This window comes from Serratia sp. BIGb0163 (assembly GCF_024809935.1).
In the GTDB taxonomy this organism is placed as follows: Bacteria; Pseudomonadota; Gammaproteobacteria; order Enterobacterales; family Enterobacteriaceae; genus Serratia; species Serratia quinivorans.
This window is the reverse complement of record NZ_JANUDZ010000001.1, coordinates 468,416-485,033: the sequence shown is the minus strand read 5'-3', so window position 1 is coordinate 485,033 and position 16,618 is coordinate 468,416. Positions and strand designations below refer to the sequence as shown.

The window sequence follows — 16,618 nt, the reverse complement described above, 5'->3', positions numbered from 1 at the left end:
TACAAAACCAAGGCCAGCTTTGCTGGCCTTTCGCATTTTTTAATATTGACGCGCGTCACAAAGTTCCCTGAATATTACTTTTTGTTACAAATGCTTTCATTCTGATACCTCATTGCGACATTGGTAGCATTTTCGTTCTAGATTAACCCGCCCGTGAATGGAACACTGCGTGCAGACACAGGACGACACCAATCTATCAACAATAGTTCCAAAAGAATTATTGGCGGCAGTGGCAAAGGTGTCCGAATAACACCAATGAGGGTAATATAATGATGAAGCGCAACATTCTTGCAGTGGTAATCCCGGCTCTGTTAGCAGCTGGTGCAGCAAACGCTGCTGAAATCTACAACAAAGACGGCAACAAACTGGATCTGTACGGTAAAGTTGACGGTCTGCACTACTTCTCAGACGACAAAGGTAATGATGGCGATCAGACCTATGTTCGTTTCGGCTTCAAAGGTGAAACCCAAATTACTGACCAACTGACCGGTTACGGCCAGTGGGAATACAACGTTCAGGCTAACCACGCTGAAAACCAGGGCACCGAAGGCACCAAGACTCGTCTGGGCTTCGCGGGTCTGAAATTTGCTGACTACGGTTCATTCGACTACGGCCGTAACTACGGCGTACTGTACGACGTGGAAGGCTGGACAGATATGCTGCCAGAGTTCGGTGGCGATACTTACACCTACACCGACAACTTCATGACTGGCCGTACCAACGGCGTTGCTACTTACCGTAACAACAACTTCTTCGGTCTGGTTGATGGTCTGAACTTCGCCGTTCAGTACCAGGGTAAGAACGAGAACGATGACCGCGATCTGAAGAAACAAAATGGCGACGGTTGGGGCCTGTCTTCTACTTATGACATCGGCGAAGGCATCAGCTTCGGTGCTGCATACGCATCATCTGACCGTACCGACGACCAGACTCAGCTGTCTACCGCTAAAGGCGACAAGGCTGATGCGTGGACCGTGGGTGCTAAATACGACGCGAACAACGTCTACCTGGCAACCATGTACTCAGAAACCCGTAACATGACTCCATACGGCGAATCTGACTTCACCATCGCTGACAAAACTCAGAACTTCGAAGTGACTGCACAGTACCAGTTCGACTTCGGTCTGCGTCCAGAAGTTTCTTACCTGCAGTCTAAAGGTAAAAACCTGTCTAGCCGTACCGCAAACGGCTCTAGCTTCGGCGGCGGCGATGCCGACCTGGTTAAATATGTTTCTGTTGGTACCACTTACTACTTCAACAAAAACATGTCTACCTACGTTGATTACAAAATCAACCTGCTGGACGAGAACGAATTCACCAAAGCTAACGCCATCGCTACCGACGATATCGTAGGTGTTGGCCTGGTTTACCAGTTCTAAGTTGTCTCACTTAACGGCGGTTCACCGTCGACTAAGTTAAAAAACAGGGCTTCGGCCCTGTTTTTGTTTTTGCGTCCCCCTAAATTTTTATCCTGCCAAATCCCCCTTCCCCCTCATTTTTTATGCTGAATATGCGTCCTTCACAAGATCGAGGTGTTTTTCTCGCAAACGGTTGGCAAAGGGCATAACTGGCGCTACCCTGATGCTTCTGTCTGCTTAACTCCGAGCCATGGAAGCACCTGACATGTTTGAAAAAATCACTGCTGCACCTGCCGATCCGATCCTGGGTCTGACCGACATTTTCCGCGCTGACGCCCGCCCTAACAAAATCAACCTGGGGATTGGCGTTTATAAAGATGAAACCGGTAAAACTCCGGTGCTGACCAGCGTTAAAAAAGCTGAGCAGTATCTGCTGGAAAATGAGACCACCAAAAACTATCTCGGCATTGAAGGTATTCCGGCGTTCGCCAACTGTACGCAAGAGCTGCTGTTCGGCAAACAAAGCCCAATTATTGCCGACAAGCGTGCGCGCACTGCACAAACTCCTGGTGGCACCGGCGGCCTGCGTGTTGCAGCTGACTTCATTGCTAACCAGACCAGCGCGAAACGCATCTGGATCAGCAACCCAAGCTGGCCGAACCACAACAACGTGTTTGGTGCGGTCGGTCTGGAAGTGTTGGAATACGCTTACTACGACGCCGCCAATCATGCGCTGGACTTCGATGGCCTGCTCCGCAGCCTGAAACAGGCTCAGGCCGGCGATGTGGTGCTGTTCCACGGTTGCTGCCATAACCCAACCGGCATCGACCCAACGGCTGAGCAGTGGGCACAATTGGCCGAGCTGTCTGTGGCTAACGGTTGGTTGCCACTGTTTGACTTCGCATACCAAGGCTTTGCGAAAGGATTGGAAGAAGATGCCCAGGGCCTGCGTATTTTTGCCGCCAAGCATCAGGAACTGATCGTCGCCAGTTCTTACTCGAAGAACTTCGGTCTTTACAACGAACGCGTGGGTGCCTGTACCGTCGTTGCTGCTGATGCAGAAACCGCCGATCGTGCCTTCAGCCAGGTGAAAGCGGCTATCCGCGCCAACTACTCCAACCCGCCGTCACACGGTGCTGCCATTGTGGCAACCATCTTGGGCGACGATGCGTTGCGTGCGCTGTGGGAGCAGGAACTGACTGACATGCGTCAACGTATTCACCGCATGCGTCAGCTGTTTGTGAATACCCTGCAGGAGAAAGGCGCTGAGCAGGACTTCAGCTTTATCATCAATCAGAACGGCATGTTCTCATTCAGCGGGCTGACCAAAGAACAGGTTCTGCGCCTGCGTGAGGAATTTGGCGTCTACGCCGTTAACTCCGGCCGCGTTAACGTTGCCGGCATGACACCAGACAATATGGCGCCGCTGTGCGAAGCCATCGTCGCCGTGCTGTAAAACAGTCGCGCAACACATAGCAAAAGGGGCGCTCAAAGCGCCCCTTAGTTATTTCTGCCGGAAATAACTTACCAGATGGCCGGCTCTTCACGCAGGAACGGGTTGGTTTCACGTTCTTGACCGAAGGTCGACATTGGCCCATGACCTGGAATAAATGCCATGTCATCACCCTGCGGCAATAGCTTGGTGCGGATAGAGTTAATCAACGCCTGATGATCGCCTTGAGGGAAATCACTGCGCCCAACGCCGCCGTTAAACAGCACGTCGCCCACCAGCGCCAATCGCGCCTGATCATTAATAAACACGATATGGCCAGGAGTGTGGCCAGGGCAATGCAGCACCTTGAGCGTCATTTCGCCCACCTGCACGCTGTCCCCTTCTTCCAGCCACCGGGTTGGCGTCAGCGGTGCGCACTCTTCCAGCCCAAACATGCGGCTCTGCGCAGGCAGGCCATCGAGCCAGAAAGCATCCCTCTTATCCGGGCCGTAGATCGGCACCTGATAAAACTCTGCCAACTCAGCGGCCGCGCCAACGTGATCGAGATGACCATGCGTCAGCAGGATCTGCGTAACGGTTACGCCCTGCCTGGCTATTTCGGCCTTCAGTTTTTCAGGTTCACCGCCGGGATCGACCAACGCCGCCTGCTGGGTGCTCTCACACCAGATCAGGCTGCAGTTCTGACTAAAAGCGGTAACGGGAATAATGTGGTATTTCATAAGGCTCCAACGACAACGGCGCCACACCCTGCCGGGCTGGCGCTACTCACTTGTGGTGCACAGCGATTACCAGGTCCGCACCGGGCCGGTATCGATGTGTACGAAGTTGCTACGTGGGTAATATCCTACACCACCGGCGCTCATTTTTAACGCCGCTTTACGGATATTACTCAGTTGGATGCCTTCGATATGGAAGTCCATCGCCTGGCCTTTGGTGTGGTAGCTGTGCTTGGCCACACCGCGACTGCGTGCACGCAGCTCATTATTGGTATCCAGGGAACGATAACCTGAAACCAACTGCACCGGCTTGTTGGTGCCCAACAGACCTTGCAGACGGTAGAGATGATCGAACAGACGAGGATCGATCGACTTGACCTTATTGGCACGATAATCACGGAAGAGATGATTAAGACGGACTAATTCGTCTTTATTATATCCCTTACCGTCGAAGAATTCGGCTTTAAGCGATTCGCCCGTATGCATATTATTTACAACCAGAATACGCGGGCGCGAAGTAGAAAGACTGGCAAAGGCTTGCCCAGGGAGCAGCGCTATGCCCACAGCGGCGCTACCTAACGCCAGCCATTTACGGCGATGATGATCAATTTTGTCCATGTTTCTGTTAAACCCGGCAAGAATATCAAAATATATGCACAAAACAGCGCACTGCCCGAACCATAACCGCCCACACTGGCTGAGTCAACCCGTGATGTCCCGCGGTTTGCAGGCACTCACGCAATGAGTGCCTGCAACATAGCCCGATATTCTGACCGTTATTTATTTATAATTACTGCATTTATTGCATTAATTTTTCGGCCTGAGCCAAAATTTGTGCGCCCGATCTCACCGTGTCATCATAATTGTAAATATCTGTGCGGAATTGTGGTTTTCCATCATCAGAGACCCAGGCGGTTAAATAATACAATTTAACCGGAATATGCTGGCGGATATTTACGAAGGTGGTATTACCCTGTTTCAAGGTGGAAGAAACACGGGTGTTGTTCCAACCGGCATCCTGCAGCAGCATATTCGCCAAATCCGATGCCTTGTTGACCCGAACACAGCCGGAACTTAAGGCGCGGATGTCTTTCTGGAACAGATTATGGTTGGGCGTGTCGTGCAGATAGATAGCGTCTGAACTCGGCATGTTGAATTTAAAACGCCCCAATGAGTTGGTCGCTCCCGGAGCCTGACGGATCCGATACGGGAAATTACGAGGCGAAATCATACTCCAGTCGATCATTGCCGGATTAATCACCTCGGCATCGTTGCTCCACCCCGAGAGCACGGTATAGCCATGCTTCTGGAAGTAGCTGCCGTCACGCATCGCCTTCGGCACGATATCTTCACGCACCAGCGTAGTCGGTACGTTCCACGGCGGGTTCACCACCACATTATTCAATGCGCTGCTCATCAACGGCGTCTTGCGGCTAGGTCGACCCACGATCACCCGAGAGGAAAGCACTTCATTGCCGTTTTGGTAGTAGGTCAACGAGTAGTTAGGAATGTTAACCATAATACCGGTATCGACATGGCCGGGTAGTATGCGTAACCGCTGGATATTCAGCGCCAACAACGAGGCTCGTATTTGCGGCGTTACGTTAAGCCACTCGCGAGTGCGCACGCCAATGACGCCGTCAGCACTCAGACCCTGCCATTTCTGGAAACGCTTAACGCCCTCCACCAGGTCGGGAGTATAGCGATTATCGGTAACGGTCACCGGGCTTTCTGACTGCTGCGAAAAAGGCGATTGCGGCGTTGGGACGAGATCTTTCACCGGGGCAGCGGCCGGGCTGACAACGGCACTCTGACTGTCACGACTTTTTTCTTCATCTACTGACAGGCCACCGTCGTCAGGCTCATTACGCGAACCGGTCAATACCGCAGGGGGATCCTGCACTTCCACCGGTGCCGTAGAAGGCGTCAGCATACCGTTACGCGCCAGGATCTCACGCAAGGCAGGAATATCACTACTCAGTTGATCCGGACGCAGGCTTGGGCCATTGGCCATTTGCGGCCACGGACGACCATCGGCCAGCATATCCCGCAGGGCCTGATGCATCTTGGCATATTGCGGGTGCTGTGGCGCCAGCGTATTGACATAAGCCAGAGTCTTGCCCTGACGCAGCGCCAATTGCCACTGGTTAATCACCGTATTGGGTGGCAGACCAAGCTTGTAGGGAATGTTGCTGTACAGCCAATTATTACCGTTGGCACCGATGGACGAAACAAACTGTAAATAGCCCAGCATCGCATCAGACAGCACCACATCGCGCGCCACGTCGGTAATCGCCGGGTTGGTCAACAGCTTCACCCATTGGGTAAACTGCGGCTGTACGCCGGACATCGCCAATTCGGCCAGTTGCTGCTGAAATTGCTGAACCGCTTCGCGATCCTGCCACATCAATTGCATCCGGTTCGCCGCGTACAAAGGAGCCAGCGTCGAAAGATAATAGGGTGTAATGCCCTTCGGCAATGCCGCAAGCAGTTCCGAACGGCTTTGCGCAACTGACATGCCGGATGACGCCACCGGAAACGCAGGAACGGTTGCCCATACGGGTAACGACGACGCAAGACCACATGCGATTGCGCAACTTAACGCCAGACGCCGCACAGTGTTTCCATTTCTAAGCAACATCCATTGCCCCCTGTATGCTCACAAAAAATATAACCAAGACAACTTATTAGTTTCAGTATACGAATAGAAAAGCCATTTTGCCCTTTGCTGCCTATGAATAACTGTTATTTCATTAGGCTACCCGGTTTTCGGCACAGAAAAAAGCAGGACTATCATCCTCCCGCACAAAAAAATAGCCACCCCAGGGCGGCTATTTTCAGATTATTAGCGGGCTTTTTTTGCGTTTACGGCGTTTCTGCCGCAGTAACACCCAGAACCGGCGGCTCATTAGCAAAACCGCGCAGCCCCACTACGTGTACATGTTCATGATTTTGGAACACTTTACGCACCAGCTTATAAGTCGTGCCTTTTTCCGGGCTGATATTTTCCGGTGCCGCGATGATCAGCTGCATTTCCAGACGATCGCACAGCTCGAACAGCGTGGCGATGGATTTGGCATCCAGTCGCGCCGCTTCATCGAGGAACAGCAGGCGGCATGGGGAGATATCTTTACCGCGCAGGCGGCGAGACTCTTCTTCCCAGCTCTGAACCACCATAACCAGAATCGACATCCCGGTACCGATCGCTTCCCCGGTAGACAACGCGCCACTCTCGGCACGCAGCCAACCGTCGGAGCCGCGGAAGACTTCCACTTCCAGCTCCAGGTAGTTGCGGTAATCCAGCAGCTCTTCGCCGATGGTCTGTGGCGTGCGTTGCCCCATGTCAATCTGCGGGTTCAGACGCTGATACAGCTTGGCCAAGGCCTCCGAGAAGGTCAGTCGGTTGCTGTTGAACAGGTCCTGATGCTGTTCCTGTTGCTCGGAAAGCACGTCCAGCAGCGTCGCATGCGCTTCACGCACGTTGACGTTCAATCGCACGCTCTTCACCTGCCCGAAGGAAACCGCCTGCAGGCCCTGGTTGAGCATGCGAATACGGTTCTGTTCACGCTGGATGGTTTTGCGAATGATGTTCGCCACGCTCTTGGAACTGATTGCCAGCTTCTGCTCACGCGCGGTCAACTCTTCGGTCAGGCGACCCAGTTCGATCTCCATCTGTTCGATGGCTTCAACCGGGTCGTCGGTACGAATGATATCCTGACGAATACGCTCGCGCAGATGCTGATAGACCGCAATATAGAACTGGATCTTGCGTTCCGGGCGCTTGGGATCTTCCGACAGGCGCAGTACGTCGCGCAGATGTTCGTTATCCGACACCGCCAGACGCAGCGCACCGAGCGCCTTATCCGACATTGAGCGCAGCTCGTCACCGTCCATATAGGCCAGTTCGCGGCGGTGCAGACGACGTTCAACACCATTGTCTTTCACCAGGCGCATCACGGCGCACCAACCTGCTTTGGCGGTGACCACCTGCTCACGCAGCTGATAATAGTCGCGCTCCAGCTTGCGCAGTTTCTTCTGCAGGCTGTCCATTTCTGCTTCGCAGAAGGTAAGCTGTTTTTCCAGTTGGTTACGGCGTGCGCGGTTGGTGCTCAGGCCCGCATGCAATTCATCACGACGAGTGCGCGCACGGGCTTCGGCATTGGCATCCGCCTGCACACCGATGTCTACCAGTTCCTGACTCAGCTCTTTGAGCATGTCGCGCTTGGCGTCATACGAGCTTTTCAGCGATGCCAGCACCTGGCTGTACTGGGTAAACTGGGTCTGATACTGACGCAGCTGCTCACGGGCACGGGTACGTTCCGCTTCCGCATGCTCCAGACGCTGGCGCAGCTTGTCGTTGAGATCGTTATTGGCATTTTGCATACCGGCAGAGTCGGTATAGCTGAAGTGCGCGCGACGCTGCACCACTTCAATCAGGGCAAACGCCTGCTGCTTGGCCTGACGCTGCACGCTCTGCGCCTGAGTGTAATCCTGTTGCAACTGCTCGTGCTGCTGCGGATCGCTCTGCAGCACCGACAGCAGCGGCTCCAGCTTGGTCAGGGAAACGCCGTGCTGCTGAATATGACGCGCGGCATCCTGCGCCTCTTCCAGCTCCTCACGGATTTCTTCCACCCGATCCTGCAGGGTTTCATCGTTTAACAATGAAACCAGCGGTGTCAGACGGTTAAGTGCAGAAATGCCCTCTTTCGCCTGATCGTATTGCTGACGCTGCTGCTGGTTCTGCGCTTCATGGTTATTCAGCGCACGCTCGATTTCACCACGACGGGTATTGAGGCCACGGATCTCGGCTTCCGGATCGGCGTCAAAGGCTACCGCCAGATGGTTACCGATAAAGCGGCTGAAGGCCTGGTGCGAACGCTGGGTTTTCTGCACGTCGAACGACAAGGTGGCATAACGCTCTGCCAACTTTTCCCGCTCGGCATGCAATATTTCCAGGCGATTCTCACGTGCGGCGCGGCCAAACAACGGCACAGCCGGGTAACGTGAGTAACGCCACTGGCGTTCGGCAGTTTTAACCAACACCGCGCGGTCTTGTTCTTCGACGGCGAATACGCTGTCATCGAACGACTGCGGATCCCCCTCGATCAGATAGAGATCTTCCGGACAGTCTTCCAACCCTTCCAGCATCTCGCGTACCAGCGACAGATCCGGCACCACAATGGCGTGGCGCGACGGGCCGTACAAGGCGGAGAAGTACGGTGCATCGTCGATGGTGACGTCGTCGTAGATTTCAGACAGCAGCACGCCACCAAAACGTTCGGCCAGCGTGACCAGACGCTGATCTTCGGCACCGCCCGGCTGGCTGAGACGTTCAATTTGCGCTTCAACGGCACGTTTACCAGCAGCCACTTCGTCACGCTCAACGGTAGTTTCACGTTCGCGCTCCAGCAGTTGCTGCATGTACTCCGTCACCTGCTGGCTGCTTTCAAGCGCTTCGCCACTCTGCTCACCAAGCTGGCTCAGAGCATCCTGCGCTGCCAACCAAATAGGGGCGCGGGTAGTCAGTTCGCGGATGCGTTGCTGAATTTGCTCCAGCTCCTGGCGCATTTCCATCCGACGCTCGCCGGCATCGCTGACGCCCTGCGACAGCGATTCCAGACGCTCTTCCAGCTCTTGTTGCAGGGCATCAAGTTCGTCCGGTTGATACTGCTGGCCATGGCGCTTACAGAATTCCTGCAACAGACGCTCGGCATCCTGCTGGGAGCGCAGACGCTGTTCCAGCTCGCTCAGGCGCATACGCAAAGGTTGCACGCGTTCGGCAAGGTGTTGCTGTGATGGCCAGTCGCGCAGCAATTCGCGCGCACACTGCCAGGCTTCACTGCGGCTGACCTGACCGGCGATTTTACCCACCAGCTGATATGCCTGTTCAAACTGGCCGTGCGCGGCGTCGGCCACGCTAAGTTTTTGCTCGAGCATCAGCAGTGCTTCTGTCGCTTCCTGCTCGCGCGCCTGGAAAGTATCCAGCCAGTGTTCGGCATTTTCGGCGGTCAGTTCTGGCAGTTGGCACAACGTGCGTGCGCGATCCAGTGCCTGCAACGCCTGCTGATATTGAATGGCGCGGGTCTGCTGCACGTCGAGCGCCTGCTGGTAGTCGGCGAGTTGGCTTTTCAGCTCATCCACTTCCAGTTCGGCTGCCTCGGCACGTGCTTCGTTTTCGGCCTGCTGTTCGCTGGCCTCCGCAACCACTTCATTCTGTTCTTCCAGTCGGTAGGTCAGCTCTTCCAGATCGCCTTCATAACGCTCGATCTTTTCCTGCTGACGCATCGCCGTTTGAACCAGATTCAGGTGATCGCTGGCGGCCTGATAATCGGTTTCCAGATCGGATTCCGCACCGCTCTGCTCCGCCAGTTCGCGTGCCATTTCCACATGACGGTATTGCTCGGCGGCCAACTGTTTGCGGCTGCCCAGCAGATCGTTGCGCAGCGCCAGTGCCCCGTCCAGATGAATGCGCCGCTCATTGGCATGACGCATGTAGTCCGCCGCCACGTAAGAGGTGGCCTCGGAAATCAAATGTTTGAACAGGTCGCGGTCGGATTGGGTCACGCGGATCGCTTCGAGCGTCATGCGGTTTTCACGCAGCGCCGCTTCCATATCCTGGAATGCCTTGCGCACGCCGCTGTTTTCCGGCAACAGGTAGTCGCGCAACGAGCGGGTGATGGCGCTGGAAATACCGCCGTACAGCGAGGCTTCAATCAGACGATAGAACTTGCTGCGATCGGACGATGAACGCAGGCGTTTCGGGATCACGCCCAGATCGAACATTAATGAGTGGTAATCGGTGATGGAGTTAAACTGCTTGAACTGCACCCCTTCCATCTCTTCGACGCGATCTTTCAGTTCCTGCAGCGACAGCACGCGTGCCTGACGCTCGCCCACCGTTTGGGTCAGCAGTTCCGTCGGCTGCACCGCCGTCGGCAGGCCCTGGATAACGAACGGCTTGATGTCCACCTTGCGGTCACGGCCGGCGACCTGCTGCAGACGAACACCAACGACCACGCGTTGGTGGCGCGAGTTGAGCACGTCGAGGGTCGAATAACACACCCCGGCGCGCAGTTTACCGTGCAGGCCCTTGTCGCGAGAGCCACTGGTGGCACCGGCTTCGGTGGTGTTACGAAAGTGCAACAGCGTCAAATCGGGGATCAGCGCAGTGACGAAGGCCGCCATGGTGGTGGATTTCCCTGCCCCGTTACCGCCGGACAGCGTGGTCACCAACTCATCGAGATCAAAGGTGCGGGCAAAGAAGCCGTTCCAGTTAACCAACGTCAGCGAGCGAAATTTACCGCGTTCAATCATTCCTGTTCATCCTCTGCACTGTCCGGTGTGGTATCAAGCGGCGAGTCTTCCGCATCGCTCTCATCATTCAGCAACAGGCTGTTTTCAACCGGCATTGCTTCGCCGTCGCGGATCATACGCAACTGAGCTTCACGCGGATCGTCACCGCTGCGCACATCGGCGCCAAAGCGGAACACCGCCTCGGTAATACGGAACTTGCTGCTGTCGTTGCCCATGAAATAGACCATGCCCAAACGACGCAGACGGTTCAGTGAAGTACGTACTTTTTCATGCAGCTTCTGGCGATCGAGATCCGAGCCGGTAGAACGCTGATTAACGAACTTCAGCAATTTGCTCTCGTCCGCCAGGCTCAGCAGCTCGTCGTACAGCTCTTGATGGCTGAAAATGCCCTCATGCGCCAGACGTTCCGGGCTGAGATACAGATAGCACAGGATTTTCCCCACCATCATATCCAGCTCGGACAGCACCGAACGCGGGATCAGCGTGGTAGAGCGTGGGCGCAGGTAGAAGAATCCTTCCGGCGCGCGGATCAGCTCTACGCTGTAACGGGTGTAGAATTCTTCCAGTTCATCCTGGAAATCCATTAAGAAGGCGTGGTTGTCCAGTTCATCGATACCGATGTGACGACCCGCACGCAGTTGGCTGTCCAGCGCCGGGAACAGCGCGTTAGACAATGCCTTGGCCAGCTTGACTGGCATTATTTGTTCAATATTTGTCGATGACATGGGCCTGGACCTTGGCTCCGTAATCATTGATTGCCTGCCACTGTGCCGGCAACCCTGAAAAATCTGCTTCAGCCACACCAAGGCGCACTGCCTGGTCGACCACTAAACGTGCCACATCGAAATGACGAGCACGCGGATATTGCGCCAGATAATCGCGCATTACCGCCCCTAAATTGAGCGGCATCTGTTGTTCCTGATAAATCTTCAGTGCCTGTTCGATCATTGCCGCCAGTTGCTCACGGATTTCGCTGAACTCTTCGAACTCCAGATCCGGCGGCAGTTCCCCGGTCACTTCCTCGCTGCGCAGCGCCAGTTCTTCGTCTCGCATATCCAGCAGACGGTCGGCATTGGCATGGGTCAGTGTCCACGGGTTGTCGAAATAGTTTTGCACCGACTGACGCAAACGCTGGGCGAACACCCGGTTCTTGTCCATGTCGATCGCGGTACGGATAAATTTATGCACGTGGCGGTCGTAGCCAATCCACAGGTCAATCGCCTGCTGGCCCCAACTGATAATGCGGTCGAGCTTGCTTTGCAGATCGAACACCAGTTTGTCGATAAAGCCCAGTTCCGCGCCACCCAGCGTGGCATCCTGAATTCGCAACAGGTTGGCCTGCAGTTTATCGCCCGCCGCCTCCAGCGTATCCTGCAGTTCGCGCAGAGTACCCGAGGTTTCGGACAGCAGCATCTCACAGCTGGAGATCGCCGCACGCCAGTCTTTGTTCAGCAGCGCTGCGATGTCGTCCTTCACGCCCTGCTGTTGTTCATCCATAATGCGCTGGGTCAAATCGATACTGTCGAAGATTTCCGCCACCGAATATTTCAGCGGTGCAAACACGTTGCGGTGCCAGTGGAAATCGTCACCGCCCTCATCGGCGGCGTCGGCGGCGCGTTTGAGCTCCTGCGCCACAATTGACAACTGCATCGACAAACGCAGCGTGGAGAATTCGCGCTGACGGATATAGTAATCGGTGATACCTATGCCCAGCGGCGTCAGACGGTAAATCGCGTTACCGTCCGCCAGTTCGCTGATAAAACGGTTTAACAGGCGCTGGCGCACCATGTCGTTAATCGCATTGTTGGCGCGCACGGCCACCGTTTCATGCGTCTGTTCGAAACCCTTGCTGACATGGCGAAATGCATCAACCAGCTCACCTTCGCTCATCTCGCCGTCCAGCCGCTCGCCGTTCAAAGTGGCGATAGCAAGCAAAAACGCGAGACGCTCCGTAGGGAGCGAAATAGAGAAATCATTTTTCCGTGCCCAGGCGACCAGTTCGGGTACTGTCTGGGAAAATTCACTCATAGTTCGTCCTTCAGGTTTGGTTTATGCGCCATGACGTGAATATAGCGCCCCAAACTCACGTACGGCTCCTGCCGGCAATAGTGCTGTTCAAGCGCCAGTAACTCTTCAAATTTTTGTGTCTGTAACTGCCTGCTCTGCAGATAATCGTGGAACACCCGCACGCCGGTTTTCCCGCTGATACGCATGCCCAACTGTTCCAGCCAGCCGTACACCTGCGGTGGACTATGCGGGTACTGCGGCGACAGCGAACGCTTTCTGCGTCTTCTGACCTCTGGGTTCACCAGTTGGAAATTACCCAACACCACGTTACGCATCAAGAGGCCATTGGCGTTAAAGAACATCAATGACAGTGCGCCACCCGGCAACAGGCAATTAAATAACGCCTGCAGCGCAGCCTCAGGTTCGGCGATCCATTCAAGCACCGCATGGAACAATATCAGATCAACCGGCTGTTCCAAGTGTTGACCAATATCCTGGGCTGAACTTTGTATGAATTGCATGTTCTGGCTCACACCTTTCTGCTCAGCCAGCAACGCGGCGCGTTGGATCATCTCACCAGAAAGATCGCACAACAACACCTGATGTCCTAATTCTGCCAATTGGCAGGCCATATGGCCTTCGCCACCGCCGGCATCCAGAATGCGCAGCGGCCGCTGCGGCAACTGGGCCAACAGCGTGGTCAGATCCTGCCAAACCACAGCCTGGCGGATTTTCCCTTTGGTGGTGCCGTAAATATTACGCGCAAACTTTTCAGCAATATCGTCAAAATTGCGATCCTGCATGGACAACGGCTCCGCTGATCTTATCCGGCTGGGGGCAAAGTACCAGCCCATTCAAACCTGCTATTTTGGCACAGACTGGCTTAGAATGAATCTTCTTGCGGCCTGATTGTGCCCGGATGTCGTTTTTTCGCCCAAAAGGACCTGATTTTTGATGCTGTTTAACCTGAAAAAGTTCATTGGTGCCATTTTAATGCCGTTGCCCGCGCTGTTGCTGCTGATGGGACTGGCGCTGTTACTGCTGTGGTTCACCCGTTGGCAAAAAAGCGGCAAGGTCATTTTCACGCTGAGCTGGCTGTTTTTACTGCTTTTCAGCCTGCAGCCGGTGGCCGACAGATTACTACGCCCGATAGAATCTGAGTATGTGACCTATCGTGGCAATGACCCGGTGAATTATATCGTGGTGCTGGGCGGCGGCTATACCTTTAATCCGGATTGGGCGCCCAGTTCCAATCTGATCGGCAATAGCCTGCCGCGAGTCACGGAAGGTGTGCGCTTATATCTCGCCCATCCAGGGGCGAAAATGGTGTTTACCGGCGCCGGGAGTCCCAAAACCCTGAGTAACGCGGCAACCGCGGCGCAGGTGGCGGAAAGCCTGGGAGTCCCCCGCAGTGATATCGTGCTGTTGGATCGCCCGTTGGATACCGAGCAGGAGGCATTGCAGGTGTCGAAGCTGGTCGGCCAGCAGCCGTTTATTCTGGTGACTTCAGCCAACCATTTACCGCGCGCCATGCGCTTCTTTGAAGCCAAGGGGCTGCACCCGATCCCGGCGCCGGCCAATCAGTTGGCCATCAGTTCACGATTGAATATCTGGGATCGGGTGGTGCCTTCGGCGATGTTCCTCGGCCACAGCGAGCGGGCCTGGTATGAAACGCTGGGCAGCCTGTGGCAACGGCTGAAAGGCTCCGATGAAGTATCTGTCGACTGATCGGCGTTAACCGGTAATCCAGGGCAGCAGTTGTTTGGACGCATAATCAAACGGCTGCCGCTCCAGTTTGCCGGTATGAATCAACCGCCCTACCGCTTCCCATACCACATACAACCAACGCCGCATCAGGAAGGACTCCGCTACCGGCGCACGTTGCAAATAATAAAACAGCAACTGGCTCGGCATTCCCGCTTCACATAACCTGAATAACTCATATTCACGCGGTGCCCACAGCATCATTCCGGGGTTGAGCATCGCCAAGAGTTGATCGCTTTTCGGATCTTTCAACATACTGCGCAGCGACAAGTTACCGTGCACCAATACGCAAGGATCGTCAAAGCCGACAAAAAAGTGAATCAATGCTTCACGGGTGCGATACAACAAGCGGCGATCATCCATCGTCAGCAGCGTCGAGTTGAGATTACCCAAGGTTGACCATAGCACTTCGACCCGCTGTTGATACCAACAGAACCAGTCGTTCTCCTGGGTGCTGTCTACCGTGCCCACGCAGCCATGACTGTCAATACGGTGCCAGGCCAATACGCCATCGACAATCTGCTCCATCAGCGTATTCCAACGATTCGGCGTGCGCGTCGGCGCCTCTACGGACACTCCACGCAAGCGCTCGATCAACAAGATTTCTTTATAGGGTGCCTGGTGGGTATAGACCACGCCATACACCGTCGGCAGGCGAATATCCCCTTCACGTGACAGCATCGACAGCTTGTAAGCTTCTTGTTGGGCGATGCCCTGGCAGACAAAGCTTTTCGCCATCAGCGGGATCGCGTGGCCCTGTTGGTCATACAGTGAATACATGTGGGCATAAGGTTGTTCGCTGACGCGTTCCAACCGGCTGATGGACTCACCCAGCACAATACTCAGTTCGGCGCGTAACTGCTCCATAAGGAAATGGCCTCAAGAGGAAAAGAAGAGACGCTGACATCATCGAACGCTGAACAGAAAAATTCTTCAACGCAGATCAACAAAATGGGGATATTAAGAAGGGAAATCATATTGCCGGCGCGTTGCGTGACGCGCCGGCATTCAATGCTCAGCCTTTGATACTGTCGCGCACGCGCTGCAAATCTTCCTGCGTATCGACACCCACGGTCGGCATTGCCTTGGCAACCGCCACGTGGATTTTTTCGCCGTACCACAGCACCCGCAACTGTTCCAGCAGCTCAATTTGCTCCAGCTGGCTTGGCGCCCAGGTAACGTAACGGCGAACAAAACCGGCGCGATAGGCGTAAATACCTATGTGGCGCAACAGGCTGTCGCCGATGCTTTCTTTGGATTGGGCAAAGCGTTCGCGATCCCATGGAATGGTGGCGCGTGAGAAATAGAGCGCATAACCCTGTGCATCCATCACCACTTTGACCGCATTGGGGTTAAAAGCTTCTTCTGCGCTTTCGATAGGCACCGCCAGGGTGGCCATTCCGGCCTGACTGCCCGCCAGATTTTCAGCCACCTGGCGCACAATCACCGGTGGGATCAGTGGCTCATCACCCTGAACGTTAACGATGATTTCGTCATCAGCGAACCCATAATGCTCGATCACCTCTGCCAAGCGCTCGGTGCCGGAATTGTGATCGGCCCGGGTCATGCAGACTTCACCGCCTGCCGCTTTGACCGCTTCGGCTACTGCCGGGTGATCGGTCGCGACAATAACGCGGCTGGCGCCCGACTCGCGTGCACGTTCCATAACATGCACCACCATCGGCTTGCCGTGGATATCGGCCAGCGGTTTACCCGGTAAACGGGTTGATGCATAACGGGCTGGAATAATTGCGATAAAACTCATGCGTGTTTCTCATCCAATGACAGCGCTCGCGCTTCATTTTCCAACAGCACGGGAATGCCGTCACGCAACGGATAGGCCAGGCCATCCACTTTGCAGACCAATTCCTGGTTTTCTTTATTGAAATAAAGCTTACCGGTGCAGACCGGGCAGGCAACGATTTCGAGTAAACGGTGATCCATGCTTCCTCCAGGGTGGAGATTTAACGTCAGGAAAGTGCGTGAGGATAGCATAACGCTATGCG

13 protein-coding genes are annotated in these 16,618 nt (G+C 54.8%); 3 read left to right on the top strand and 10 right to left on the bottom strand.

Annotated features, from left to right (window positions below; all coding sequences use genetic code 11):
* The first annotated feature begins 269 nt into the window (after window positions 1-269).
* Both ompC and M2406_RS02240 read left to right on the top strand, forming a co-directional pair.
* On the top strand, window positions 270-1,379 hold the full coding sequence (gene ompC, locus M2406_RS02245; protein ID WP_012006157.1) for a porin OmpC: 1,110 nt from the start codon (window positions 270-272) through the stop codon (window positions 1,377-1,379).
* Window positions 1,380-1,623: 244 nt separating this feature from the next.
* Window positions 1,624-2,814, top strand: coding sequence for an amino acid aminotransferase (locus M2406_RS02240; protein WP_112364278.1), 1,191 nt, complete (start codon window positions 1,624-1,626; stop codon window positions 2,812-2,814).
* Between the two features lie 68 nt (window positions 2,815-2,882).
* On the opposite strand, the gene M2406_RS02235 is transcribed toward M2406_RS02240, so the two are convergent.
* The 7 genes from M2406_RS02235 to cmoM all read right to left on the bottom strand — a co-directional run bounded on the left by M2406_RS02235 (window position 2,883) and on the right by cmoM (window position 13,651).
* Complete coding sequence (locus M2406_RS02235) at window positions 2,883-3,530, bottom strand: MBL fold metallo-hydrolase (protein WP_112364277.1); 648 nt, start codon at window positions 3,528-3,530, stop codon at window positions 2,883-2,885.
* A 66-nt stretch (window positions 3,531-3,596) separates the two neighbouring features.
* Window positions 3,597-4,145, bottom strand: a complete 549-nt coding sequence (locus M2406_RS02230) for a YcbK family protein (RefSeq protein WP_012006154.1) — start codon at window positions 4,143-4,145, stop codon at window positions 3,597-3,599.
* Between the two features lie 181 nt (window positions 4,146-4,326).
* Window positions 4,327-6,168 carry a L,D-transpeptidase gene (gene ldtD, locus M2406_RS02225; RefSeq protein ID WP_012006153.1) on the bottom strand — a complete coding sequence of 614 codons (1,842 nt, stop codon included), beginning with the start codon at window positions 6,166-6,168 and terminating at the stop codon, window positions 4,327-4,329.
* A 224-nt stretch (window positions 6,169-6,392) separates the two neighbouring features.
* Entirely contained in the window at window positions 6,393-10,841 is a 4,449-nt protein-coding gene (mukB, locus tag M2406_RS02220) for a chromosome partition protein MukB (protein ID WP_012006152.1), read from the bottom strand.
* A complete protein-coding gene (mukE, locus tag M2406_RS02215; protein WP_012006151.1) occupies window positions 10,838-11,566 on the bottom strand; it encodes a chromosome partition protein MukE in 729 nt (242 codons plus the stop codon). Before mukE ends, mukB begins: the two co-directional genes overlap by 4 nt.
* Window positions 11,547-12,869, bottom strand: a complete 1,323-nt coding sequence (gene mukF / locus M2406_RS02210; RefSeq protein WP_012006150.1) for a chromosome partition protein MukF — start codon at window positions 12,867-12,869, stop codon at window positions 11,547-11,549. The genes mukE and mukF overlap by 20 nt, the downstream gene beginning before the upstream one ends.
* Complete coding sequence (gene cmoM / locus M2406_RS02205; RefSeq protein WP_012006149.1) at window positions 12,866-13,651, bottom strand: tRNA uridine 5-oxyacetic acid(34) methyltransferase CmoM; 786 nt, start codon at window positions 13,649-13,651, stop codon at window positions 12,866-12,868. The genes mukF and cmoM overlap by 4 nt, the downstream gene beginning before the upstream one ends.
* Window positions 13,652-13,802: 151 nt before the next feature.
* Between cmoM and elyC the strand changes: the two genes are divergently transcribed.
* Complete coding sequence (elyC, locus tag M2406_RS02200) at window positions 13,803-14,576, top strand: envelope biogenesis factor ElyC (RefSeq protein ID WP_017892283.1); 774 nt, start codon at window positions 13,803-13,805, stop codon at window positions 14,574-14,576.
* 6 nt (window positions 14,577-14,582) lie between these two features.
* Here elyC and M2406_RS02195 read toward each other — a convergent pair whose 3' ends face one another.
* From M2406_RS02195 to M2406_RS02185, 3 genes are all read right to left on the bottom strand, one after another.
* Entirely contained in the window at window positions 14,583-15,479 is an 897-nt protein-coding gene (locus tag M2406_RS02195) for a YcbJ family phosphotransferase (protein WP_259188360.1), read from the bottom strand.
* A gap of 148 nt (window positions 15,480-15,627) precedes the next feature.
* Window positions 15,628-16,377: a 3-deoxy-manno-octulosonate cytidylyltransferase gene (gene kdsB, locus M2406_RS02190; protein ID WP_012006146.1), complete on the bottom strand. Its 750-nt coding sequence runs from the start codon at window positions 16,375-16,377 to the stop codon at window positions 15,628-15,630.
* A complete protein-coding gene (locus tag M2406_RS02185; protein ID WP_012006145.1) occupies window positions 16,374-16,556 on the bottom strand; it encodes a Trm112 family protein in 183 nt (60 codons plus the stop codon). Before M2406_RS02185 ends, kdsB begins: the two co-directional genes overlap by 4 nt.
* Between the last annotated feature and the right edge of the window lie 62 nt (window positions 16,557-16,618).